At 70.1% G+C, this 22,935-nt stretch carries 24 protein-coding genes; 14 read left to right on the plus strand and 10 right to left on the minus strand.

The annotated features are described in order from the left end of the window. Position 1 precedes the first annotated feature (1 nt). From ABZY45_RS29380 to ABZY45_RS29390, 3 genes are read right to left on the minus strand one after another with little or no spacing between them, the layout of a single operon-like run. The gene (locus tag ABZY45_RS29380) at positions 2-841 is read right to left on the minus strand and encodes a carbohydrate ABC transporter permease (protein WP_356744719.1); all 840 of its coding nucleotides are present in this window, start codon (positions 839-841) and stop codon (positions 2-4) included. Continuing rightward, complete coding sequence (locus ABZY45_RS29385; protein ID WP_356744721.1) at positions 838-1,806, minus strand: sugar ABC transporter permease; 969 nt, start codon at positions 1,804-1,806, stop codon at positions 838-840. The genes ABZY45_RS29380 and ABZY45_RS29385 overlap by 4 nt, the downstream gene beginning before the upstream one ends. A gap of 40 nt (positions 1,807-1,846) precedes the next feature. Then, complete coding sequence (locus ABZY45_RS29390; RefSeq protein WP_356744723.1) at positions 1,847-3,112, minus strand: extracellular solute-binding protein; 1,266 nt, start codon at positions 3,110-3,112, stop codon at positions 1,847-1,849. 248 nt (positions 3,113-3,360) lie between these two features. Here ABZY45_RS29390 and ABZY45_RS29395 point away from each other — a divergent pair, with 248 nt between their 5' ends. The 9 genes from ABZY45_RS29395 (at position 3,361) to ABZY45_RS29435 (ending at position 11,516) form a co-directional block, all read left to right on the plus strand. Further along, a complete protein-coding gene (locus ABZY45_RS29395; protein ID WP_356744725.1) occupies positions 3,361-4,218 on the plus strand; it encodes a GntR family transcriptional regulator in 858 nt (285 codons plus the stop codon). Positions 4,219-4,291: 73 nt separating this feature from the next. Further along, positions 4,292-4,543 carry a hypothetical protein gene (locus ABZY45_RS29400; RefSeq protein WP_356744727.1) on the plus strand — a complete coding sequence of 84 codons (252 nt, stop codon included), beginning with the start codon at positions 4,292-4,294 and terminating at the stop codon, positions 4,541-4,543. Continuing rightward, positions 4,540-4,917, plus strand: coding sequence for a helix-turn-helix domain-containing protein (locus ABZY45_RS29405; protein ID WP_356744729.1), 378 nt, complete (start codon positions 4,540-4,542; stop codon positions 4,915-4,917). The genes ABZY45_RS29400 and ABZY45_RS29405 overlap by 4 nt, the downstream gene beginning before the upstream one ends. Before the next feature lie 155 nt (positions 4,918-5,072). After that, positions 5,073-5,591 (plus strand): 2-oxo-4-hydroxy-4-carboxy-5-ureidoimidazoline decarboxylase, encoded by a 519-nt coding sequence (gene uraD / locus ABZY45_RS29410; RefSeq protein ID WP_356744731.1) that lies wholly within the window; start codon positions 5,073-5,075, stop codon positions 5,589-5,591. A 5-nt stretch (positions 5,592-5,596) separates the two neighbouring features. Further along, on the plus strand, positions 5,597-5,989 hold the full coding sequence (gene uraH / locus ABZY45_RS29415; RefSeq protein WP_356744733.1) for a hydroxyisourate hydrolase: 393 nt from the start codon (positions 5,597-5,599) through the stop codon (positions 5,987-5,989). Between the two features lie 8 nt (positions 5,990-5,997). Beyond that, entirely contained in the window at positions 5,998-6,921 is a 924-nt protein-coding gene (pucL, locus tag ABZY45_RS29420) for a factor-independent urate hydroxylase (protein ID WP_356744735.1), read from the plus strand. 65 nt (positions 6,922-6,986) lie between these two features. Further along, the gene (locus ABZY45_RS29425; protein WP_356744737.1) at positions 6,987-8,387 is read left to right on the plus strand and encodes a nucleobase:cation symporter-2 family protein; all 1,401 of its coding nucleotides are present in this window, start codon (positions 6,987-6,989) and stop codon (positions 8,385-8,387) included. Between the two features lie 45 nt (positions 8,388-8,432). After that, positions 8,433-9,833 carry an 8-oxoguanine deaminase gene (locus ABZY45_RS29430; protein WP_356744739.1) on the plus strand — a complete coding sequence of 467 codons (1,401 nt, stop codon included), beginning with the start codon at positions 8,433-8,435 and terminating at the stop codon, positions 9,831-9,833. A gap of 231 nt (positions 9,834-10,064) precedes the next feature. After that, on the plus strand, positions 10,065-11,516 hold the full coding sequence (locus ABZY45_RS29435) for a nucleobase:cation symporter-2 family protein (protein WP_356744741.1): 1,452 nt from the start codon (positions 10,065-10,067) through the stop codon (positions 11,514-11,516). Between the two features lie 67 nt (positions 11,517-11,583). Here ABZY45_RS29435 and ABZY45_RS29440 read toward each other — a convergent pair whose 3' ends face one another. Then, positions 11,584-12,450, minus strand: coding sequence for a chitosanase (locus tag ABZY45_RS29440; RefSeq protein WP_356744743.1), 867 nt, complete (start codon positions 12,448-12,450; stop codon positions 11,584-11,586). A 105-nt stretch (positions 12,451-12,555) separates the two neighbouring features. Continuing rightward, positions 12,556-13,359: a chitosanase gene (locus tag ABZY45_RS29445; RefSeq protein ID WP_356744745.1), complete on the minus strand. Its 804-nt coding sequence runs from the start codon at positions 13,357-13,359 to the stop codon at positions 12,556-12,558. Positions 13,360-13,423: 64 nt separating this feature from the next. Between ABZY45_RS29445 and ABZY45_RS29450 the strand changes: the two genes are divergently transcribed. After that, entirely contained in the window at positions 13,424-14,107 is a 684-nt protein-coding gene (locus tag ABZY45_RS29450; RefSeq protein ID WP_356744747.1) for an alpha/beta hydrolase, read from the plus strand. Positions 14,108-14,276: 169 nt separating this feature from the next. Here the strand turns inward: ABZY45_RS29450 and ABZY45_RS29455 are convergent, their stop codons facing one another. From ABZY45_RS29455 to ABZY45_RS29470, 4 genes are all read right to left on the minus strand, one after another. After that, a complete protein-coding gene (locus ABZY45_RS29455; RefSeq protein ID WP_356744749.1) occupies positions 14,277-14,708 on the minus strand; it encodes a hypothetical protein in 432 nt (143 codons plus the stop codon). A gap of 37 nt (positions 14,709-14,745) precedes the next feature. Continuing rightward, positions 14,746-15,006, minus strand: a complete 261-nt coding sequence (locus tag ABZY45_RS29460; RefSeq protein ID WP_356744751.1) for a hypothetical protein — start codon at positions 15,004-15,006, stop codon at positions 14,746-14,748. Beyond that, positions 15,003-15,368 (minus strand): DUF2089 domain-containing protein, encoded by a 366-nt coding sequence (locus ABZY45_RS29465; RefSeq protein WP_356744753.1) that lies wholly within the window; start codon positions 15,366-15,368, stop codon positions 15,003-15,005. Before ABZY45_RS29465 ends, ABZY45_RS29460 begins: the two co-directional genes overlap by 4 nt. A 328-nt stretch (positions 15,369-15,696) precedes the next feature. Then, positions 15,697-16,305, minus strand: a complete 609-nt coding sequence (locus tag ABZY45_RS29470) for a TIGR03086 family metal-binding protein (RefSeq protein WP_356744755.1) — start codon at positions 16,303-16,305, stop codon at positions 15,697-15,699. A 117-nt stretch (positions 16,306-16,422) separates the two neighbouring features. Here ABZY45_RS29470 and ABZY45_RS29475 point away from each other — a divergent pair, with 117 nt between their 5' ends. The 3 genes from ABZY45_RS29475 to ABZY45_RS29485 all read left to right on the plus strand — a co-directional run bounded on the left by ABZY45_RS29475 (position 16,423) and on the right by ABZY45_RS29485 (position 19,629). Further along, positions 16,423-17,415: a fibronectin type III domain-containing protein gene (locus ABZY45_RS29475; RefSeq protein ID WP_356744757.1), complete on the plus strand. Its 993-nt coding sequence runs from the start codon at positions 16,423-16,425 to the stop codon at positions 17,413-17,415. A gap of 168 nt (positions 17,416-17,583) precedes the next feature. Next, positions 17,584-18,156 carry a QsdR family transcriptional regulator gene (locus ABZY45_RS29480; RefSeq protein ID WP_356744759.1) on the plus strand — a complete coding sequence of 191 codons (573 nt, stop codon included), beginning with the start codon at positions 17,584-17,586 and terminating at the stop codon, positions 18,154-18,156. A 111-nt stretch (positions 18,157-18,267) separates the two neighbouring features. After that, positions 18,268-19,629, plus strand: a complete 1,362-nt coding sequence (locus tag ABZY45_RS29485; RefSeq protein ID WP_356744761.1) for a hypothetical protein — start codon at positions 18,268-18,270, stop codon at positions 19,627-19,629. 61 nt (positions 19,630-19,690) lie between these two features. Here ABZY45_RS29485 and ABZY45_RS29490 read toward each other — a convergent pair whose 3' ends face one another. Beyond that, positions 19,691-22,573: a DUF3039 domain-containing protein gene (locus ABZY45_RS29490; RefSeq protein ID WP_356744763.1), complete on the minus strand. Its 2,883-nt coding sequence runs from the start codon at positions 22,571-22,573 to the stop codon at positions 19,691-19,693. A gap of 88 nt (positions 22,574-22,661) precedes the next feature. Here ABZY45_RS29490 and ABZY45_RS29495 point away from each other — a divergent pair, with 88 nt between their 5' ends. Then, on the plus strand, positions 22,662-22,889 hold the full coding sequence (locus ABZY45_RS29495) for a hypothetical protein (RefSeq protein ID WP_356744765.1): 228 nt from the start codon (positions 22,662-22,664) through the stop codon (positions 22,887-22,889). Positions 22,890-22,935 lie beyond the last annotated feature (46 nt).

Genomic DNA, 22,935 nt, shown 5'->3' on the forward strand with positions numbered 1-22,935 from the left:
CTCAGCCCTTTACGGCGCCGGCCGCGAAGCCGGAGGTCACATGGCGCTGGAGCAGCAGGAAGATCGCCAGCGCGGGCAGGGCGAAGAGCGTCGAGGCGGCCATGGTGGCGCCCCAGTCGGTGCCGAAGGTGTTCTGGAAGGAGGAGAGCCAGACCGGCAGGGTGCGGTTGTCCTGCTGCTTGATGATCAGGAAGTTGGCGTAGGCGAACTCGTTCCACGCGGTGATGAAGCCGAACAGGGAGGTCGCCATCAGGCCGGGGGCGAGCAGGGGCAGCGCCACCCGGACGAACGCCCCGGTCCTGGTGCATCCGTCGACCTGGGCGGCTTCCTCCAGTTCGGGCGGGATCGTCGCGATGAAGCCCCGCAGCACCACGATCGTGAACGGCAGCGTGATCATGAAGTAGACCAGGGTCAGGGTGGGCAGCCGGTCCAGCATGTCCGTGTCCCGGGAGATGATGTAGATCGGGATGATCAGCGATTCCCAGGGCGCCATCTGGGCGACGAAGACCAGCAGCATGAACTGCCTCCGCCCCTTCCAGCGCAGGCGGGCGACCGCGAACGAGGCTCCGAGCGCCACCAGGAGAGACAGCAGTACGGCTCCCAGCGTCACCAGGACGCTGTTGCGCCAGAACAGTTCGAAGCCGTCCGCCTGAACCGCCCGGCGGAAGTGCTCCAGCGTCCAGGTGCAGGGCACGAGCCGGGGCTCGGCGGACCGGATGTCCCGCGACGGCTTGAACGCCGTGGAGATCATCCAGTACACCGGGAACGGGCACACCGCGACGGTCACGACGGCGGCGGCGTTCAGCGGGATCCGCCGGAGGCGGGGACGGAGCAGGGTCATCGCGGGTCGTCCTCCTGGCGGAACATCTGGCGGAAGTAGAGCACCAGCACCCCGGACATCAGGACCACGGTCACCATCGACGCGGCGGAACCCAGGTCGTAGCGCTGGCTGGAGAGCGCTGTCTGTACCGCGTAGACGGGCAGGATCGTGGTGGCGTCCCCCGGACCGCCCCGGGTCATCACCCAGATCTGGACGAACGCCTTGAAGGTCCAGATCACCTCCAGCGACAGCACGAGCATGAAGATCGGCCGCAGCATCGGGAAGGTGATCGAGCGGAAGACTCGGGAGGCGGAGGCGCCGTCCATCCGCGCGGACTCGTACAGCTCGGCGGGCACGGTGGTCAGGGCGGAGTAGAGGGTGATCGCGGCGAAGGGGACGGACTGCCAGACGATCAGCAGGACCAGGATGGCGAAGGCCGCCGTGCCGTTCGCGAACCACGGGTAGCGGTCGAAGGACCCGAAGCCGAGCGCGGTCAACGACTGGTTGACGATCCCGAACTCCGAGTGGAACAGCCACTGGAAGACCGTCGTCGCCGCGACCACGGGCATCGCCCAGGCGAGCACCAGCGAGCAGAGTACGGCTGTCCGCCCGGCCCGGCGCAGCCGCTCCGTCATCAGCGCGACCAGCGTGGAGATGCTCATGATCAGCACGACGTTGACGGCCATGAAGGCGAAGGTGCGGCCGGTCACCTCCCAGAAGCGCGGGTCGGACAGCAGGGTCCGGTAGTTGCGCAGCCCCACGAACTCGGCGTCACCGCTGATCAGCTGCCGGAGCCGGAAGTCCTGCAAGGAGATCACCACGGCCCGCACCAGCGGGTAGACGAGCAGATAGAGCATCCCCGCGATCGCGGGTGCGATCAGGGCGTACGGCCAGAAGCCGCGCGCGGGCCCCCCGGGCCGCCGCCCCGGCGGTGGTTGCGGTGGACGGTGGACGTGGGGCGCGGTGCGTTCACGGACAGCCGGCACGGCGGGCCTCCTCTCGGTGACGGGTCATCGGTGGGGACGGTCAGGAACCGGCGTTCATGGCGCGGGTGATGTCCGCGGAGGCCTTGGCCGCTTCCTTCGCCGCGTCACCGCCGGTGAGGACCGCGGTCATGTAGTCCTTGACCGGGTTCTCGGCCTCGACCGCCGCCCAGCCAGGGGTGTTCGGCGTCGCGTGGCCGTTCGCCGCACCCACGGCCATCGCGGAGGCGCCCGGGTCTCCCGCCACCGCGGAGGCGAGCGTGGTCCGGTTGGGCACGTAGCTCATGGCGACCGCGAGCTTCTTCTGCCAGGCGTCGCCCGTCAGCTCCTTGATGAAGGTGACCGCCGCGTCCGGATGCCTGGCTGCCGCGGGCACCACCAGATCCGAGCCGCCGGTGAACACGGCGCCCGGGGTGCCGGCGGTCTTCCCCGGGATCGGGAAGAACCCCAGCTTGCCCTTGAGTCCGGGGTTGTTCTCGATGACCACGCCGGCGCCGCCGGGAGTGGAGATCACCTGGGCGACCTGGCCCTGGGCCATCACCTCGGCCTGCGGCGGATCGTCCTCGTCGGAGTCCTTGGGGCCCTTGCCGAGCGCCTGGAGCTTGGCGTAGAAGTCCATGCCGCGCAGGGCCTCCGGCGTGTCCAGCGCACCCTTCCACTTCCCGCCGGACTCGGTCGCCAGGTCCCCTCCCTCGTCCCAGACGAAGCCGGCGAGGGCGTACCAGAGCTGCCCCGGCAGGTAGATGCCCTGCGTGCCGCCCTTGTTCAGCTTCGTGGTGGCCTCGATCCACTGCTCCCGGGTGGTGATCCCGGCGGCGTCGACACCCGCCTTCTCGAAGAGGTCCTTGCGGTAGATCACGACCCGGTTGGCCGCGTAGTACGGGATGCCGTACTGCTTCCCGTCGTACGAACCCGGCTCGGCCAGCCCCTTCAGCCAGGCGTCGCCGTTCAGCTCGTCCTTCTTGTCGCTGAGGTCCGTCAGACCGCCGCTCTCGGCGAACTGCGCCACCTGCGTATTGCCCGCCTCGATCACGTCCGGGGCGTCGTTGCTGGCCAGCGCGGCGGTGATCTTCTGGCCGATGCCGTCCCACTCCTGGATCTGGATCCGGACGTCGATGTCCGGGTGGGCCGTCTCGAAGCCCTTGGTGAACTCCTCCTGAAAGGCGGCCGAGACGCTGTCGCGCATCAGCCAGACGTCGACCGTGGTCACGCCCCCGGCCTCGTCGGTGTTGTCCCCACCAGAACTGCAGGCACTGAGAGCGGCGGCTGTCACGAGCGCGGACACACCGGCAAGCAAGCGGTACTTCACGGTTCACCTCAACGGGAGCAGAGACCTGACCACCTGACCGGTGAGGTCCACTGGACAGCTCACCTCTTGATGGTGGATGAAGGTGGCATAGACCAATGGGGCCGTCAACCCCTCCTGCAGAAAGGGTTATTGGCGATCTATCGGTGAAGGTGGCCTGTTCTTCCGGGCGTGGATGGCTACACTTTCCCTGACCAGTTGCCCTCAGTTGCTCAACTGGTAAAGCGGGTGGAACGCCAGAAGGGGCACGCATGAAAGCCGACGTACCGGGGACGGTGCTCAAACGGGAGCGGGCGCGCGACGCGGTCCTCGAACTCATCGAGGACCGCAGCCCTGGGGACGCCATCCCCTCGGAGCGGGCCCTGTGTGCCCTGCTGGGGGTGTCCCGGCCCACCGTGCGGGCGGCCGTCGACGAACTCGTCGCGGCCGGACTGCTGGTCCGCGAGCACGGGCGCGGCATGTTCGTCGCACCGGAGAAGATCACCCAGGAACTGATATCCGCAGATCTGGCCCTCGGCGTGCCGCAGGCCGCCGGGGCGTGGTCGAGCAGGCTGCTGGAGTTCACCACCCACCAGGCCGGTGCGCGGGTCGGCCGCAAGCTGCGGATGTCGCCTGCCGAGAAGATCGTCTACGTCGCCCGGCTGCGTCTGGTCGACGGCGCCCCGATGGCGATCGAGCACCTGCACATCAGGGCCGCGCTGGTCCCCGGGCTGTCCGCCCAGGAACTGGAGAGCGGCGATCTCTACGAGCATCTGCGCCACACCCACGGGGTGCACGTACGTGAGGCGGTCCAGGCCATCGAGCCCACCGTCGTCACCCGCGCGGAGGCCCAGCTCCTGGAAGTCCCGGAGCTCTCCCCGGCCCTGCTCTTCGAGCGCCTGACCTCGGACGTCGCCGGAGTGCCCGTGGAGTACGTCCACTCGCTCTACCGGGGTGACCGCTACCGGATCGTCTCCCGGCTGGCACTGGGGCCCGCCGCCGCGGAGGCCGGGCCGGCCGGCGGCGGGCCGGTCAGGGACGGCCACCACCCGGGGATCCCGCCCGGCGACTTCGCGCACGGCGACCCGATCACCTCGTCGACCCGGGGCGACATCCAGGCCGGGCCGTGAGGCGGGTGGTTTGCCTTAGGGTCGGGACGAGCCGCGCGAGCCGACGGACGCGGCGGGACATGAGGGAGACACCGTGCGCTTGAGGGTGGAATTCACCACCGAGCCCTTCGATCTCGACGAGGCGCCCGCCCACGCGGTGGTGGCCCGCGAGGTCGTCCAGGCCGCCGATCTGGACGCCGTCGACGTGGGCCCCTTCGGGAACACGGCCGAAGGCGGTGCCGACCAGGTGCTGACCGCGGTGGACTCCCTGCTGCGCAAGGCGCTGGCCTCGGGTGCCACCCGGGTCTCCCTCCAGCTCAACGTGATCGGGGATGACGCCCCGTGACCGAACCCGCCGATCACCCCTTGGTCGCGGCGGTGAAGCCGCTCGTCGACGCGATGGGGGCCGAGATGCTCAGCCCCGCGCAGGCGGCAGCCGACGACGTCGTGCTCGCCTGGGAGGGGGCGGACATCATAGCCGTGCGGCTCCCCCAGCTCTCCGAGTCGCTCGACCACATCCTGGCCGCGATGGAGCGGCGGCACGGCATGCCACTGTCCGACCTGGACCGTAAGACCAAGCAGGGCGTCGTGCGGTCGCTGGAGGCACGCGGTGCCTTTGCCGTGCGACACGGAGTGGAAACCGTGGCCGGCGCGCTCGGGGTCAGCCGTTTCACGGTCTACAACTATCTGAACCGGGACAATCCTTCCAAGGCGGAGTAGCCGAGGGTAATGCGGGTCAATGCCGCCGTCCGGTAACTCGGGCGGCGGCATTATCTGTTCGTGGAATTTCAACAAACTGTTGACGTGGTGTTGTGAAGGGCGTTAGCTATCCGCAGCCCGACAACGCACAGCGAAAAACAGCCACGGAGGCTCCCGTGACTTCGAGCTCCACACCGGGCCTCGCCCGGTTCAACACCCTGGCGGCCGGCGAGGCCACAGCCGTGCTGCACGAGGTGTGTGCCAGTGCGGCGTGGGGAAGCTTCGTTCTCGCCCACCGGCCGTACGCCGACACGGAAGCCCTGTTCTCCGCGAGTGACGCCGCCATGGCGGGACTCTCCGCGGAGGATCTGGCCGAAGCGATGGCCGGCCACCCGCCGATCGGCCGCCCGAAGCCCGGAGATCCGGCCTCCGCCCGTGAGCAGCGGGGGATGGCCGGGGCGTCCGAGGAACTCAGGACCGAGATGCTCGAACTCAACCTGGCCTACCAGGAGCGGTTCGGACACGTCTTCCTGATCTGCGCCACCGGAGCCACCGGTGAGCAGATGCGCGACGCGGTGAAGTCCCGGATCGGGAACTCGCCCGAGCAGGAGCGCGAGATCGTGCGCACCGAACTGGGCAAGATCAACCGCATCCGGCTGACCCGCCTCGTACAGGACCCAGAACAAGGAGCGTGACGGTCTTGAGCACCGAAACCACCGCATCGGTGTCCACCCACATCCTGGACACCAGCATCGGCCGCCCCGCCGCAGCCGTCAGCGTCTCGCTCGCCGCACGCGGCGGCCCGGACGCCGGCTACGTGACGCTCGGCGGTTCCGCGACCGACGCGGACGGGCGCTGCAAGGACCTGCCGGCACTGCCGGAAGGCACCACCCACGTACGGCTCGTCTTCGACACCGAGTCGTACTTCACCAGCCAGAAGCAAGCCGAGGCGCAGCAGGACGCCCCCCGCGTAAGGGACAGCGGCGCGTTCTTCCCGGAGGTGGCGATCGCGTTCGCCGTCACCCCGGGGGAGCACTATCACGTACCGCTGCTGCTCAACCCGTTCGGCTACTCCGTTTACCGAGGGAGCTAGCAGACAACATGCCCACGATTCTCGGCCAGAACCAGTACGGCAAAGCAGAGAACCGCGTCGTCAGGATCACGCGGGACGGCGACACCCACCACATCAAGGACCTCAACGTCTCGGTCGCCCTCTCCGGCGACATGGACGACGTCCACTACTCGGGCTCCAACGCCAACGTCCTTCCGACCGACACCACCAAGAACACGGTGTTCGCCTTCGCCAAGGAACACGGCATCGAATCCGCCGAGCAGTTCGGCATCCACCTCGCCCGGCACTTCGTGAGCTCGCAGGAGCCGATCAAGGTGGCCCGGATCAGGATCGAGGAGTACACCTGGGAGCGCATCGCGACCTCCGACGGCAACTCGAAGTTCATCGGAGCCGACGAGGTCAAGCACTCCTTCGTCCGCAAGGGCCAGGAGACGCGCGTCACCCAGATCACCTACGACGGTGCGAAGTGGGAGGTCATCTCCGGCCTCAAGGACCTCACCGTCATGAACTCCACCAACTCGGAGTTCTGGGGCTACGTCAAGGACAAGTACACGACGCTGAAGGAGGCGTACGACCGCATCCTCGCGACCGACGTCTCCGCCCGGTGGCGCTACAACTGGACCGACGACGAGCAGCGCATGCCCAACTGGGAGAAGTCCTACGAGCAGACGCGCAAGCACATGCTCCAGGCCTTCGCCGAGACGTACTCCCTCTCGCTCCAGCAGACCCTGTACCAGATGGGCTCGCGGATCATCAACAACCGCAGTGAGATCGACGAGATCCGCTTCTCGCTGCCGAACAACCACCACTTCCTGGTGGATCTGGAGCCCTTCGGCCTCAAGAACGACAACGAGGTCTACTTCGCGGCCGACCGCCCGTACGGCCTCATCGAGGCGACCGTGCTGCGGGACGGCGTCGAGCCGAAGATCCCGGTCGACCTGACCAACCTCTGACGCGGTGCTGAACCGGCCCCCGCCCCCCCAGCGGAGCGGGGGCCGGTCATCCCGGAGGAAATACCATGGCACAGCCTGCAACGGGGCCGGCGAAAGGCCCATGTACCGCCCCACCGGCCGCTGCCGACACGGCAGTTCACCCGGTGGACGAAAAGATTCCGCCCTCGCGGCTCGTCCCTGCCGCACTCCAGCACATCGCCGCCATGTACGCGGGCGTCGTCACCCCTCCGCTCATCATCGGGCAGGCCGTCGGTCTCGACGCTGCCGGAATGACCCGGCTGATCGCCGCCGGCCTCCTGATCGCGGGCCTCGCCACCCTCCTCCAGACCCTCGGCGCCGGACGCTTCGCGGGCAACCGCCTGCCCTTCGTCAACGCCGCGTCGTCCGCCGGGATCGCACCGATGCTCGCCATCGCCGAGACCAGTGCGCCCGGCCGCCAACTACCCGCCATCTACGGGGCGGTGATCGTCGCAGGAGTCTTCTGCCTGGCCGTCGGCCCGTTCTTCGGGCGGCTGCTGCGCTTCTTCCCGCCGCTCGTCACCGGCGTGGTCATCACCCTCATCGGTGTCACCCTGATGCCGGTACCGGTCGGCTGGGCCCAGGGCGGCGACGCGACCGCCGGAGACTTCGGCGCCATGAAGTACCTCGCGCTGGCCGCCTTCACGCTGGTCGTCATCCTGCTCATCCAGCGCTTCGGCCGTGGCTTCGTCAAGCAGATCGCCCTGCTCGCGGGCATGTTCGCCGGCACACTGGCCGCCATACCCTTCGGACTCGCCGACTTCTCCGCGCTCGGCTCCGCGCCCGTCGCCGCCCTGCCCACGCCCTTCGCCTTCGGCGCGCCCGAATTCCAGCCCGCCGCGATCCTCTCCCTGTGCATCGTGATGCTGGTGCTGATGACGGAGTCCTCCGCCGGCATGCTCGCCCTCGGCGAGATCTGCGAGAGGGACACGGACGGCACCACCATCACCCGTGGCCTGCGCACCGACGGCATCGCGACGCTCCTCGGCCCCGTCTTCGGCGGCTTCCCGACCAGTGCCTTCGCCCAGAACGTAGGCGTGGTGTCACTGACGAAGGTGCGCAGCCGCTACGTGGTCGCGGCGGCCGGCGGCGCCCTGCTGATCCTGGGCGCCTTCCCCGTACTCGGGGCGGTCGTCTCGCTGGTCCCCATGCCCGTGCTCGGCGGTGCCGGCATCGTCCTGTTCGGCTCGATCGCCGTGAGCGGCATCCGGACCCTGGCCGAAGCCGGGCTCGACGACAGCTCCAACATCATCCTCGTCGCGGTCGCGCTGGGCGCGGGCATCATCCCCCTCGCGGCCCCCGGCTTCTACGCCGGATTCCCGTCCTGGGCGCAGACCGTGCTCGGTTCCGGGATCAGTGCGGGAGCGCTCGTCGCGGTCCTGCTCAACCTGTTCTTCCACCATCTCGGCACCCACAGCCGTAACGCTGTGGCACTCAAATCCTCCTAGGGTCCTGCCGTGCCCACATCGCCAGAGACAGAAGAGGGAAGCGCCATGGCAGCTTCGGCGGATCCAAGGAACACCACGCAGCGCATCGTCATCGAGAACTGCTCGATCGCCACCGTCGACGCCGACGACACCGAGTACGCCTCGGGTCACGTCGTCGTGGCGGACAACCGCATCGAGTCCGTCGGCGCGGGCCGGGCGCCCGAGGGCCTCAGCGGGGTCGTACGGCGGGTCGACGGCACCGGGCACCTCGCCACACCCGGACTCGTCAACACCCACCACCACTTCTACCAGTGGATCACCCGGGGCCTCGCGACGGACCACAACCTCTTCGACTGGCTGGTCGCGCTGTATCCGACCTGGGCGCGCATCGACGAGCCGATGGTCCGCGCGGCAGCGCAGGGCTCCCTCGCGATGATGGCCCGCGGCGGGGTCACCACTGCCATGGACCACCACTACGTCTACCCCCGGGGTACCGGCGACCTGTCCGGCGCGATCATCGGCGCCGCCCGGGACATGGGCGTACGCTTCACCCTCGCCCGCGGGTCCATGGACCGCAGCGAGAAGGACGGGGGACTGCCGCCGGACTTCGCCGTGGAGACCCTCGACGGTGCGCTCGCAGCGACCGAGGCGACCATCGACGCACACCACGACACCGCGTTCGGCGCGATGACCCAGATCGCGGTCGCCCCCTGCTCACCCTTCTCCGTCTCCACCGAACTCCTGCGGCAGGGCGCCGAGTTGGCCCGGCGCCGCGGCGTACGGCTGCACACCCACGGTTCGGAGACCGTCGAGGAGGAACAGTTCTGCAAGGAACTGTTCGGGATGGGACCGACCGACTACTTCGAGTCGACCGGCTGGCTCGGCGACGACGTGTGGATGGCGCACTGCGTCCACATGAACGACTCCGACATCGCCGCGTTCGCCCGCAGCGGCACCGGCGTCGCGCACTGCCCCTCCTCCAACGCCCGCCTCGCCGCCGGCATCGCCCGTGTCCCCGACATGCTCGCCGCGGGGATCCCGGTAGGGCTCGGCGTCGACGGCACCGCGTCCAACGAGTCCGGCGAACTCCACACCGAACTGCGCAACGCCCTGCTCGTCAACCGTCTCGGCGCCCACCGCGAGAAGGCCCTGAACGCCCGTCAGGCGCTGCGCCTGGGCACCCATGGCGGTGCCAGGGTCCTCGGCCGGGCCGACGAGATCGGTTCCCTGGAGCCGGGCAAGCTCGCCGACCTGGTGCTGTGGAAGCTGGACACCCTCGCTCACGCCTCCATCGCCGACCCGGTGACCGCCCTGGTGTTCGGCGCCGCGGCCCCCGTCACCCTCTCGCTCGTCAACGGAAGAGCCGTCGTCGAGGACAACCACCTCACCACGGTGGACGAGGACGCCATCGCTCGCGCGACCCGCGACGAGGCGAGGCGACTGGCGCAGATCGCCGCCGGAGCCTGACGCTCCGTATCCCCTGACAGGCCGGCCGAGGGGGACGGCCCTCGGCCGGCCGCCATGGACCCGACGGGTTCACGGCAGCCTGTGGCAGGTGCGCGTACGTCTCCGTACGCGCACCTGCCACAGGTGAGCTCCAAGCTGCCCGCACCAGCTGCACGACCTGCACCAACGCACCACTCAGCACCACCTCCCTGACACCCACGTCGCCCGACGTGTACCCGACCGGAGGAAGCCGTGGCAGCTACGCCCAGGTTTCGCAAGAACGCAGTCGACGCAAACGCGGTAGAAGGAAGCACAGCGGGAGAACCGGTCCCCAAACACCCGGTCGACGAGACACTTCCGCCCTTCAGGATGTTCACCAGCGGCTTGCAGCACGTCGCCGCGATGTACGCGGGTGTGGTGGCCCCGCCCATGATCGTCGGGCCCGCCGTGGGGCTCAGCGCCAAGGACACCGCCTTCCTCATGGGAGCGAGTCTCTTCACCGCCGGGATAGCCACCCTGCTCCAGACCCTCGGATTCTGGCGAATAGGCGCCCGGCTGCCGTTCGTCAACGGGGTGTCCTTCGCCGGGGTCACCCCGATGATCGCGATAGGCAAGGACCGCGGCCACGACGGCATCGCCGTCATCTTCGGCGCGATCATCGTCGCCGGTCTCCTCGGCTTCGTCCTCGCCCCGTACTTCTGCAAACTGGTCCGGTTCTTCCCACCCGTCGTCACCGGCACCGTCATCACCCTGATCGGCGTCTCGCTCCTGCCGGTCGCTTTCAACTGGTCCCAGGGCGGCAACGCCACCGCCGACGACTACGGTTCGACGACGAACATCACGATGGCCGCCGTCACCCTCGTGATCGTGCTCGCCCTGCGCAAACTGCTGCGGGGCTTCCTCCAGCAGATCGCCATCCTGCTCGGTCTGGTGGTCGGCACGCTCATCGCGATACCCGCCGGCATCACCGACTTCGGCGCACTCGGCGACGCCGACCTGGTCGGCTTCCCGACGCCCTTCCACTTCGGCGCACCGCAGTTCGAGATCGCCGCGATCATCTCGATGTGCATCGTGATGCTGGTCTGCATGACGGAGTCCACCGCCGACATGCTGGCCCTAGGCAAGATCGTCGGCCGTCCGGCCGACGAGCGGACCATCGAGGGCGGTCTGCGCGCCGACACCCTGGGCAGCGCCGTCAGCCCGCTGTTCAACGGCTTCATGTGCAGCGCGTTCGCCCAGAACATCGGACTGGTCGCCATGACCAAGGTCCGCAGCCGCTTCGTCGTCGCCGCGGGCGGTGTCATCCTCGTCCTGCTCGGCCTGGTGCCGGTGGCCGCCTCCGTCATCGCGCTCGTACCGCTTCCGGTCCTCGGCGGCGCAGGGATCGTGCTCTTCGGTTCGGTCGCCGCGAGCGGCATCCAGACGCTCGCCACCGCCGCCCTGGAGAAGGGCGAGAACGCCCTGATCGTCGCCGCGGCCCTCGGTGTCGGTCTCGTCCCGATCGCCGCGCCGGACTTCTACCACGCCTTCCCCGAGGATCTGCTCGTCGTCCTGGACTCGGGCATCTCCACCGGCTGTGTGGTGGCGATCGTGCTGAACCTCGCCTTCAACCACTGGGGGCGGCCGTCCGGCCAGGACCCGGAGGCGGAGGCCGTGGAGAGCGAGCAGCCGAAGGATCCGATGGCGCTGCCCGTCGCCCACTGACCGGCCTCGCGGGTGCGCGTACGGACCCCAGGGGGATCCCGTACGCGTACCCGCGGCGCGGGCGGCGTCAGCCGATGTGGAAGCTGTCGCCGTAGACCTGCCAGTCGAGCGGCGGGTCCAGATCCAGATTGCCGTCGCGCAGGAAGACCCGCTGGGCCGTGTCCACCCGGCTGGTGTCGGAGTGGGCTTCCTCCTGCTTCATCGCCCCGACCCGCGCGTCCAGGAACGCGCCGAGGTAGGTCACCTCGTCACCGCCCTGGGACGGGGGCGCCGCCTGCGCCAGGGCCCTCTGCCGGATCGCGCCGAAGCTCGCACTGTCGGTGCCGCCCCCGTGCATGACGATGGCGTCGTAGTACGCGAACTGACCGAGCGTGCCGAGGCCGTCGGCCTTGCCCTGGCGCACAGCCGGGTCGAAGTACACCCGGTCGCGCTCGTCGTTCTGGGCCTGCTGGAAGGCGGGGTCCGAGGCGGCCTCCGCCCAGTGCCCGGGGTAGCCGGGGTCGAGCCCGTCGTGCGAGTCGGACCCGTCCACCGACCTCAGAGCCGGCAGGTACGCCGCCAGGACATTGCCCGGCACGCGGCGGGTGTACAACTCCACGAGGGCGAGCATGTCGCTGGTGCCGGAGCAGAATCCGATGATCCCGGCGGTGTAGCCGCGGCCGTCGCCGATGTCCTCGATGTAGCCGTACTGGCCCTTCCAGTCCAGCGTGGAGTTCTCCGCGCTGGAGACCAACTGCATCGCGATGTCCTTCTTCGCGGGGTCGTCGAGACCGGTCGCGGCTGCCTCCAGGTGTGCGGCCGGCGGCGTGGGGGCGCCGGCGTGGGCGGTGGCCGGAATCATCGTGAAAGTCAGCCCGAGGGCCAGCACGGCGAATCCGGTGGTGCGGGTGAGTCGGGTGGTGCGACGTGAGGTGCTGGTGTGGGGGTGATGCACCGGTCCTCCCAAGGGAGTTCGTCGTCCGATGTTCTGTTAGGAAGCTTTCCTATCAGGCCTGGGACGGTGCGGTAACCCCTCGTGCGCCCGGATGGCGGCAGGCTCTCAGCCCTCGTCGATGCGGAAGCTCTCGCCGTACACCTCCCAGACCAGCGGAGTCTCCAGCTGCAACCTGCCCTGGTCCACGAAGACCCGCTGTTCCGTCTCCACCCTGCTGGTGTCGCTGTGGGAGGGCTCCTTGCGGATCGCGGCCACCCGGGCGTCGAGGAAGGCGTTGAGGTAGGCCTCCTCGTCACCTCCCTCGGACGGCGTGTCCGCCGTGGCGACCGCCTGGGCGCGGATCGTCCGGAAGCCGACCGTGCCCGGTGTGTCGCCGTACCCGTGCATCACGTAGGCGTCGTAGTAGATGAACTGCCCCAGCGCGCTGAGCCCGTCGGCCCGGGCCCGCCCGACGGCCGGGTCGAAGTAGGCCTCGTCGCGCTCGGCGTCCTGCGCCGCCCGGAACTTGGTGTCCGCCGCCGCCTCCTCCCACGCCTCGGTGAAGGCGGCGCCGAGCCCTGCGTGGGAGTCGCTGCCCCGTACCGCGCGGAGCGCCGGAAGGAATGCTTCCAGCGCGTTCCCCGGGCGCTTCGCCGCGTAACGCTCCACGACCTTCAGCATGTCCCCGGTGCCGGAGCAGAATCCGATGATCCCGGCGGTGTAGCCGCGGCCGTCGCCGATGTCCTCGATGTAGCCGTACTGGCCCTTCCAGTCCAGCGTGGAGTTCTCCGCGCTGGACACCAGCCGCATGGCGATGTCCTTCTTCGCGGGGTCGTCGAGCCCCTTCTCGGGGCCGGCGGAACCACCTCCGGAGCAGCCGGCCAGCAGGAGGGCCGCGAAGGCGGCGAGGGCGATACGTCTGTGCTTCACGCGCCAAGCGTGCCAGGCCGGGGGGCGGCGCCGACCGGGGCGTGGCGCCTGTAGCGTTCGCGACATGGAAGATCAGTCTGTTGTGGACGTCGGCGATGTGCGGCTGGCGTATCGGACCTGGGGCGACCCGTTCGGCTCACCCGTCGTCCTCCTGCACGGTCTCGGCGGCTCGTCCGCGAGCTGGGAGGCCGTCGGGGCCCTGCTCGGCGAGGAGTGGCGGGTGTACGCCATCGATCTGCGCGGGCACGGCGAGAGCGACTGGCCGGACGAGTACGGCCTTGAGCAGATGCGGGACGACGTCCTGGAGTTCCTCGACGCCTGTGAGCTCGACCGGGTCGGGCTCGTCGGCCATGCGATGGGCGGAGTGGTCGCCTACCTCCTCGCCGAGGAGCACGCGGACCGGGTGGAGCGCCTGGTGCTGGTCGAGACCCCGCCGCCGTTCCCCGGCCAGCTGGTCGCCGAGGCCGGGCTCACGGGTCCGGTGGACTACGACGAGAACGCCGTGCCGGCCGTCCGCGCCCAGATCGGCGCGCCCGAGCCGCGGTGGGAGGAGGAGCTGGGCCAGATCGTGGCCCCGACCCTGATGATCGCCGGAGGGCCGGAGAGCGACATGCCCCAGCACCGGCTGCCGGACATGGCGTCCCTCGTCCCGGACTGCCGGCTGATCACCCTGGGCGGCGGCCACCAGGTGCACAGGAGGCACCCGGACCAGGTGGCCCAGCAGATCACGGAGTTCTTCACCAGCTGAGGCGGGCTCACCGAACAGGGCGCTGCCGGTCCGCAGCAGGTCGGCCGCGTGCCTGCGTCGGGTCGCGGTCGAACAGGCCGGCGGACCAGCTGTGGCCGGGCGCGGTGAGGGCGAGGCACCGGGCGAGGGAGGCCGTGAGGTCCGGGGGGGCGCCCCGCCCGTGGCGATGTCACTCGCAGAAGATCTGCACCTTGGCGTCTGCGTCGTCGACGTCGACGACGATGTCGTCGAGGTGCTCGATGAGGTCCTCGAGGTGCTGTGGCCTGAGCTCGGCGAGGTCGACCGGCACTCCCGACCTCTTCAGCTCGGCGTTGACCTTGGTGAGCGCCTGAGGGGGAAGGAGGCTGGTGAGCCGGACCCCGGCGCGCAGCAGCTGCATCGGGACCCGGATGTTGACCCGGCTCGCCCCGTCGCCGCCGGCGTCGTCCGCCGCGTCCACCACCACACGCAAGTACTTGGGCCGTGACGTGGGGCCGGGCGCGGCGGCCGGCGGCGGCTCGGGCCGGTCTCGCTCGAGGGCGTCCATGAGCCGTTCGGCCTCATCCGCGGTGATCTTGCCCTCGGACAGCATCTGCAGGACCTGACGGCGCTGCTCGTTCATGGGAAGCTCCTGGTCTTCTGGTCTCTGGTCTTCTGATTCATCTGACGCTCACGAGCACGGCCGTTCGGCCCTGCTCGATCTCGAACCGGGTGCCGGGCAGTGCCCACAGCAGCTGCCAGGTGCCGCGCAGCGCGCCCACGGGGTTGATCCTGCTGGCCAGGCAGGCGACAAGGCCGGCCGCCGCGACGAGCAGCAGCAGGGGCGACAGCACCAGGGCCACCGGCAGTAGCGGGATGTGCAGACGCCGACGGCGCCCGTCGGCGCGGCGGTAACCCAACGTCACCAGCTGCGGGATCACCGGCGTCCCTCCAGCTCGGTCAGCGCCTCTTCGGCGCTGATCTCCCCTCGCCGCAGGCGGTCGACGACGTCGGCGGCGGCGGTGGGTGCCGGATCCGTGTCGACGAAGTCGAGGTGCTCGGCGATCCGCTTCAGCCGGGACTTGATCGTCGGGTAGCTCACCCCGAAGATCCGCTCCATCTCCTTGATCGAACCGTGCGACCTCACGAACGCGGCGACGAACACCTGGTCCTCGACGCCCAGTTGCGCCAGCTGCGGCGGCTCGAACTGACCCTCCACGGCGATCCCGCTGCCGGTCAGACGGACCCGCTCGATCACGAACGGCTGCCCTTGCGTCAGGTCCGTCAGTTCCTGCCAGTCCACGCGCGGCTCCCTTGCTCTCGACGACGAGTCCGCCCCTCATTTGTACCTTGAGATTCTCAAGGTAGCAACGGTCAAAAATTAATTTCCTTAATCTCGATTGCGAGATTCGTTACCGGGCGACCGTCGCCGACCGTGTCCGAACGGCCTGCGGCCTGGCCCGTCGCCTCAGGTCATGCGGAGGGCCGGACACCCGGAGAAGCTCGAGCTTCGGTGGGGTGGCCGGCCCAGGGCGCGGGTGGTCTTCGCGGGGGCGTGGGTGGTCTTCGCGGGGGCGTGGGCGGGCGGTGGATCGGTGACTCGTGATCCGTCGCGGATGCCGGTCGTGCCGTCAGTCGCCCGGCCGCCAGTCGGGCCGGCGTCCGCTCAGTGCGATCACGCGGTCCAGGAGGGGCGCGCCGGCCGGGACCGGGACAGGCGGACCGAAGATCGCGCCGGGGCCCGACCTGTCGTCGTCCCCGGGGGCCAGCATCGCCTCCGACGAGCGCAGGCTCGCCTCGTCCGCCCGGAATTCCTGTCCCGTGGAGCGGGCCAGGTCCCAGCCGTGCACGAGCAGCTCGTTCCGGGCGACCGCTCCGGCGATCTCGCCGGGCAGGTCGACACCGCCCGCCCGGGTCATTCCCTCCAGGGCGTCCGGGGAGCGCCATGCGGTGACGAGCTCGTCCAGCAGTGGGGGCAGGGTCTCGCGCCAGTCGGCCGGGAGTACCGGCAGGGCCGAGTCGGGGGAGGTGTCGGTGGTCGGGCCGAGCTTCTTGTACGCCGCGTCCCGGAAGGCGACGGTCAGCCCTGCCAGGTGCCCGAGCAGCTCCCGTACCGAGTAGTCGGGGCAGGGCGTCGGACCGGCCAGCTGTCCGTCCTGGACGGCGCCCGCCAGCTCGCTGATCTGCCGCGCCACCGGTTCGAGGTCGAGACCGGGGGCGGTGCTGTGGTGTGTATCCATACTCTTCAGACACCTCCCGCGCCCGGAACTCATCGCGGACATTGCGGAACGTTCCCATCCGCCCCCTTGTGGGCGCGCCCACCCGCATGGCATATAGGTCTGGACCATTGCTGTCGGATGGAAGGCATCACCGTGCAACGCCCCCACGCACGCACCGCGTTGGCCTGCTCCACCGCCCTGCTCCTCTCCGCGCTCACCGCCTGCGCGGGGTCCGCGGCAGCGGACACCGAGAAGCCGACGGCGCCCGAGGGGGTGACAGCGCAGGCAGGCAGCGCCACCTCCGTACACGTCATGTGGCAGCGGGCGTCCGACGACGAGGGGATCACCGGCTACGACGTGTACCGCGAAGGGAAGAAGGCCGCTTCGGTGGACGCCACGAAGCTGATGACCGACATCGACCGCCTGACCGCTTCCACGGCCTACGCCTTCACCGTCAGAGCCCGCGACGCCGCCGGGAACCTCTCCGCCCCGAGCGCCGCGGTCTCCGTCACCACCCCCGCCGCCGCGCCCGCCGACGAGGAACCCCCCACCGGGCCCACGAAGCTGCGGGGCACGGCCGACAGCGGACGGACGGTCACCCTGTCGTGGGGCGGTTCCACGGACGACGTGGGCGTGACCTCGTACGACATCTACCAGGAGGACTCACGCATCCACAGTGTGTCCGGCACGCGGACCACGGCCCGGGTCACCGGGCTGAGCCCCGGCACCGTCTACACCTTCACCGTCCGTGCCCGTGACGCCGCCGACCGCTCGTCGCCGGACAGCAACGCCCTGGACCTGACCACCCCCTCCGCCCCCGGCGCCCCCGCCGGCACGGCGCCCACCGGGCTGCGGACGAAGACGACGGCGGCGGACCAGGAGTTCCTGGTCGACCTCTCCTGGGACCAGCCGGACACCGGGGGCACGATTCCCGCGTACCAGCTGTACCTGAACGGGAAGCTGACCACCACGATCGTCTGGGGCGGCACACCGCCCGCGGGCCGCGCGACGTACCGGCTCACGCTGACCGATCCGCCCGGCACCCGGTACTCGCTCAAGATCCGCCCCAAGCTCCCCGACGGAAAGTGGGGCGACTTCTCGGCCCAGCGCACCGTGGTACTCCCGGGCTGACCGGCGGTGACCGTCGCGCGCGGGCGTCGCCTCACGCGCTCGCCGCCTCGGGGCGCCGGCAGGCCCCAGGACGTCCGCCGGCTCGGAGGCACTCGTCCGGGGCGCGGCCCGCGCGCTAAGGTACCGGGCCCGGCGGAGGTGCCGGAGTCGGCGGAGGAGGCGGTCGGCATGCCAGGTGCACGGGCTTCCCGACGGGTGGTCACCAGGAGTCATGTCGTCCACCAGGCCTGCCGGTTGTTCCTTCGGCACGGCACGGTGGACATGGGCGCACTCGCCCAGGACCTGGCGGTGAGCCGCGCGACGCTCTACCGGGTGGTCGGCAGCCGGGACGCGCTCCTGACCGACGTGCTGTGGGGGCTCGCGGAACGCCTCCTGGACGGGGCGCGGCGCCGGCGTACCCGGGCGGGTGTGGACGGAGTGCTGGAGATCACCCGCTACTTCGTCACGGCGCTGCGGGACTCCACCCCTTTCGCGGCCTTCCTGCGCGCCGAACCCGAGACGGCAAGACGGCTGCTGACCGGCGGATGCGTACACCGGCGAGCGGTCCTGGCCCAGCGGAGCATCCTGATGGAAGCGGCGGAGCGGGACAGCCTCTGGCCCACTTCGGGCATCGACGACCTCGCCTACCTGTACGTAAGGGTCGTGGAATCCACCCTGTACGCCGAGCTGTTGAGCAGCCGTCGGCCGGACCTCGCGCTGGCCGAGCGCACTGCCCGTGCCCTCCTGCGCCAAACCCGCTGAACCCCGGCGGATGTGATCTGAGACCGCCGTCTCAGCCTCGGGCCCGGGACTGGCGGGCCCTTCGGCGCCGGCCGTAGTTTCCGACTCCCACGACGGCACCCGGAGGACACGATGTACGGTTCCCAGCCGGCCAGGACGGGCCGGACCACGCTGTTGGCTGTCTTACTGGCGCCGGCACTCGCACTCGCCGGAGCACTCGTCCTCCTGGCCGCTCCGGCGCACGCCGCCAACGCGCCGCGCACCTCGGTCAATCCCGTGATCTTCGTACACGGCCAGGAGGGTTCGGCCCAGCAGTGGCAGTCCCAGGCCAAGCGGTTCAGCAGCAACGGCTACCGCGACGACCAGCTGTACGTCCACGAGTACGACACCTCCGTGGCCACCGACGACCACGCGATCGCCGGGCTGGAGGCGCTGGTCGACACGGTCCGGGCGCGCACCGGGGCGGCGCAGGTCGACATCCTGGCGCACTCGCGGGGCACACGCGTCGCGCACGCCTACCTGGCCGTGCCCGAGCGCGCGGCCGAGGTGGCGAAGTACGTGAACCTGGACGGCCGCACGGCAGCCGCGCCGCCCGGCGGGGTGCCCACCCTCGCCATCTGGAGCAGCCTCCAGCCGAACGGTTCGATCGGCGGAGCGGTCAACGTCCACGAACCCCAGGCGGGTCACACGGAGAGTGCCACCTCCGCCGAGAGCTTCGGGCACATCTACGCCTTCCTCCGCGGCCGGGCACCGCTCACCACCCGGGTACTGCCCGAGCTGCCCACCTCCGTGGAGATCGCCGGCCGCGCCCTGTACTTCCCGCAGAACACGGGCCTCGCGGGCCGCCTGGAGGTGTGGCGGCTGGACCCGGCCACCGGCGCCCGGGCCGGTCTGCTCCCGCAGCACGTCGTACGGGTCGGCGCGGACGGCGCCTTCGGCCCGCTCGCGGTGAACGGACGCGGCCACTACGAGCTGGCGCTGGTCCGCTCCGGCGAGCGCACCAACCACTTCTACTTCGAGCCGTTCGAGCGCAGCGACCGCTTCGTGCGACTGCTCGTGTCGCCTCCCGGCGGTGTCGCGGACTCCATCGACGCCTGCCCCGGCCACACGGCGCTCACCGTCGTCCGCGCACGCGAGTGGCGGGCGGACACGGAAGGTGACGACCGGCTCCGTATCGGCGGGAGCGACGTGCTCAACGCCGCCGTCTCGCCCCGGCTACGCCAGATCCTGGGCCTGTTCGTCTTCGACAAGGGGTGCGACGCCGTCAGTCATCTCGATGCGGCACTGCCGCCGTTCGACCGCATCCCGTTCCTGACGGCGACCGACCTCCACCTGCCGGCCGACGCGCAGGCCCGGGGAACGATCCCGGTCACGCAGACGATGCGCGGGACCGGCGGCATCGAGGAGACCATCGCGGTGCCGAACTGGCCGTCCGACCGGCACACCGTGTCCCTGCTCTTCAAGGACTACGCCGACATCCCGTCCGGCGGCTGAACGGAGGGTCCTTCGTCCGCTGAGAACCGGCCGCGGGGGGCAGGGGAGACCGAGTCCGGGCTCAGTCCCGCAGGCGCTCCTCGCAGAAAGCGACCCCGCGCCGGAAGTTCTCGTTCCCGGGTTCCAGGCGGGCTCCCTCGGCGAAGACCTGAGCGGCCTCCCCGTAACGCCCTGCCGCGGTCTCCGGGTCGTCGGCGGCGAAGCCCGCGTACCGCACCAGCGAATCGCCGAGCCGCAGCAGGGTGATCGGCGTCCCTGGGCTCAGGGCGAGCGAGCGCCGGAAGTGGTCAACTGCCCTGCTGTACAGCTCCTCCGACATGACCGGGTCCGAAGCCCGCATCCACTTGCCCCGGTTGGCCAGTGAGATGCCCACGATGCCGAGAGCCGTGGCGTCGTCCGGTGCCGCTTCGAGGTACGGGCGGTACGCGCTTTCGATCTCCCGGACCAGTTGTTCGGCCTCCATGGGCGCTGTCGGCACCAGAACGAACGCGTGCCGGGTGAGAGCTTCCTGCAAACCCTCCAACGCGCCTGACCCGTCGGGCCGCAGGGCCAGGGACTCGCGGTAGGCCCGTGCCGCGGCGAGGTAGTGCGAGCACCGCTCCTCCACCGGCCGGTCGTCCATCAGATACGTCCGGTACAGCAGTGTGTGCCCCAGCAACTCGTGCCCGGCGGCGTGGAGACGGGCGTTCTCCACCTCCAGTTCCAGATACCGCCGCACCCACGTCTCGCTGTCGTCGAGCCAGCCGTGCTTCTGTTCGTCCGACGCGCCCGTCGCGAGGTTGTGGACCTTCAACGCCGCTGTCGCCATGTCGAACAACTCGGCGGTGCCCGGGATCTGGGGGAGCGCGATCGAGGGCGACGGATCCCGCAGCAGCTCCAGGTAGGCGACGGCCCTCCCGGCATCGTGCCCGGCACTCCTCGGGTCGGCGGCCCGCAGGAGCTTGCGGAGCAGGAACGGGAGGCTCGGGGCCGGCCGGCCGGTCATCCGGTCGACCCTGGGTTCCATCCGGGCCGCGCAACGGGGGCAGACCGGCAGGCCGTCGAAGCCGGCCGCGCTCCTCACCCACTTCTTGCCGCACACCGCCCGCGTCAGCCCGTCCTCCAGCTGGGCGCTCCGCGACACGTAGTGCACCAGACCGTCGTACTCGGACACCTGGTCGTCGACCGGAGCCGGTACGGCGAGGCGACGCAGGACGACCATGGCCTCGTAGTAGTCCTTCGTCTGCTCCACCAGTGTCTCCAGGGCCTCTCCACGCATCGCGTGGCGGGTCCTGCCGTCCGTGGTGTAGACGGCCTCCGGGCGCACCTCGTAGCGGACGGGCCCGCTACGCCCGGTGCGATCGAGCCACAGCCACACGTCCGAGCTGAGACACAGCAAGGACTGTTCGCCCGGCCAGAACGTCCGCATGACCCGGTCCATGACGACCAGCTCACTGTGCATCCTGCCGGTGAGCGGGCTGCCTCCGGGGCTGGCCTCGCGGAGGAACGAGAAGAAGTCGGTGACCACTTCGCCGGAGCTTTCCGCCAGCATGCCCTGGAGGATCACGGCCGTCAGCGGATGCATGACGAAGGCGTCGTTCTCCTCCGAGACGATCGCCCAGCGGTCCAGGACACGCAGGGCGGCCGAGACGCGGAGCGCGCCGATCGTGCCGGCGAAGCGATGGCGCAGAAAGTCGCCGGCGAGCGTCTTGGGGACCGTGCCCTTCGACGAGATGAACAGCAGTGCTGCCAGCACTTCGACGTTGATCGCCGCCTCGTCCCGCAGGGTGGCCAGCGTCCGCCGGTAGACGCGGGATAGATGCTCCCCGGCTCCGCTGATCGAGTCGACGCTGTCGAGCGTGCTGAGCAGGTCGGCGACGAGCGCCGCGGAGAGGTCCTCCACCGAGTGGCCCGACTCGCCCAGCACATGGCGGCAGACACGGTCGATCACCAGGGGGTGGTGGTCGACGGCAGCCGTGAGCCGCCTCGCGTCCTGCGGGGGCAGGGCCGGCAGGAGCCCGCCGACCACGGCCAGCGCCTCCTCGGAGGAGTAGGCCCCGACATGCAGGCCTGCCGCGGCCGCGTGGTCCGAACGCTTACGGCTGGTCACGATCAAGGGCACCCGGAGGGTGTCGGGCACCAGCTCCCAGAGGGCTTCCTCGTCCGTCACCCCGTCGATCACCGCGACCCCGACGCTGCGGCCCTCCGAGAGCATCTTCCTGAAGTGCAGCAGGCACGCGGCCGGGCTCCAGGAGCGGGCGTCCACGTCGTCGAGTCCGACCGCCGACAGCACGTCCGACTCGGCCACACGGGAGTTCTCCAACCGGACGGTGACCTGCGGCAGATGGGTGCGGACCCGCTGGGCGGCCTGCTGGGCGAGCACCGTCTTGCCGGTGCCGGGCCCGCCCCAGATCCACAGCACCTTCCCGGTGCCCTGGAGCAGTGTCCGGGCCTCCTCCAGCCGGCCGGTCCGGGCGATCGTCTGTGCCGCGTGCCGGTCCTGGGTCTCCTGCGCCGTGACCGGTGCGGAGAGCCGCGCCAGCGCCGCGGCCAGTTCGTCGACGATGCGTGGGGTGTACTGCGGGCGCTGCCGGAAGGTGCTGGGAGCGGGTTTCGGCGTGAAGCAGGCCGCTGCGGCGTCCTGCCGTGCGGCCAGGCTCTTGCCGTACGACGAGGGTTCCAGCCCGAACAAGGCAGCGGCGGAGGCGCCGAGTTCCTGGTCCTGGATCTCCGCGACGGCCGCCCGTAACAGCTTGCGCAGCGGTGGGGCGGCGGACTCGGCCGTCGGATACAAGGCCCGCGCCATGCCCTCCAGGGCAGGGGCACGACGGGCGAGGTCCCGCTCGCTCAGCTCTCCGAACGAGCGGCGCTTCAGCTGCCGCAGCTCTTCCACCAGCACGGACGAGGAGAACAACTCCAAGTCGGCCGATGGGGAGAACGGTGGATCCTGTGGGCTTGTCACCATGTCAGAAGCCTGTCATCGGCGTGTCACCCGCTGCCGCCTTCCGCCCGCACTCTGAGGTCTCGACGACGAGGAACACGAGGAGGAACACATGAGTACTCTCGGCTCGACGAGCGGGGGAGGGGTGGACATGCTCACCGTCAAGCTGCTCCTGGCCATGATGGTGCTGGCGGTATCGACGATCGTAGCTCTGACGGCTGTCATCGTCAGTCGTTTCGCTCCGGCCGGCATCGCGCGGTCGGCGATCTGCGCGGGGGCGGCCTTCGCGGGAACCGCGACGCTGCTGCTGGCGGGCATCGTCTCGTTCACCGCCTTCTGAGCGCCCCGCCAGGGCGCACGAACGAGTCCCGTCAGCTGCTGCTGAC

The sequence above is a fragment of the Streptomyces sp. NPDC006516 genome (genome assembly GCF_040611875.1).
Taxonomy (GTDB): Bacteria; Actinomycetota; Actinomycetes; order Streptomycetales; family Streptomycetaceae; genus Streptomyces.

Excerpts from the sequence above, each read along its gene's own strand:
- ABZY45_RS29380 (WP_356744719.1), bottom strand. The coding sequence starts at position 841 with ATGACCCTGCTCCGTCCCCGCCTCCGGCGGATCCCGCTGAACGCCGCC.
- ABZY45_RS29395 (WP_356744725.1), top strand. The coding sequence starts at position 3,361 with ATGAAAGCCGACGTACCGGGGACGGTGCTCAAACGGGAGCGGGCGCGC.
- pucL (WP_356744735.1), top strand. The coding sequence starts at position 5,998 with ATGCCCACGATTCTCGGCCAGAACCAGTACGGCAAAGCAGAGAACCGC.
- ABZY45_RS29425 (WP_356744737.1), top strand. The coding sequence starts at position 6,987 with ATGGCACAGCCTGCAACGGGGCCGGCGAAAGGCCCATGTACCGCCCCA.
- ABZY45_RS29430 (WP_356744739.1), top strand. The coding sequence starts at position 8,433 with ATGGCAGCTTCGGCGGATCCAAGGAACACCACGCAGCGCATCGTCATC.
- ABZY45_RS29450 (WP_356744747.1), top strand. The coding sequence starts at position 13,424 with ATGGAAGATCAGTCTGTTGTGGACGTCGGCGATGTGCGGCTGGCGTAT.
- ABZY45_RS29455 (WP_356744749.1), bottom strand. The coding sequence starts at position 14,708 with ATGAACGAGCAGCGCCGTCAGGTCCTGCAGATGCTGTCCGAGGGCAAG.
- ABZY45_RS29470 (WP_356744755.1), bottom strand. The coding sequence starts at position 16,305 with ATGGATACACACCACAGCACCGCCCCCGGTCTCGACCTCGAACCGGTG.
- ABZY45_RS29475 (WP_356744757.1), top strand. The coding sequence starts at position 16,423 with ATGGAAGGCATCACCGTGCAACGCCCCCACGCACGCACCGCGTTGGCC.
- ABZY45_RS29480 (WP_356744759.1), top strand. The coding sequence starts at position 17,584 with ATGCCAGGTGCACGGGCTTCCCGACGGGTGGTCACCAGGAGTCATGTC.
- ABZY45_RS29485 (WP_356744761.1), top strand. The coding sequence starts at position 18,268 with ATGTACGGTTCCCAGCCGGCCAGGACGGGCCGGACCACGCTGTTGGCT.
- ABZY45_RS29490 (WP_356744763.1), bottom strand. The coding sequence starts at position 22,573 with ATGGTGACAAGCCCACAGGATCCACCGTTCTCCCCATCGGCCGACTTG.
- ABZY45_RS29495 (WP_356744765.1), top strand. The coding sequence starts at position 22,662 with ATGAGTACTCTCGGCTCGACGAGCGGGGGAGGGGTGGACATGCTCACC.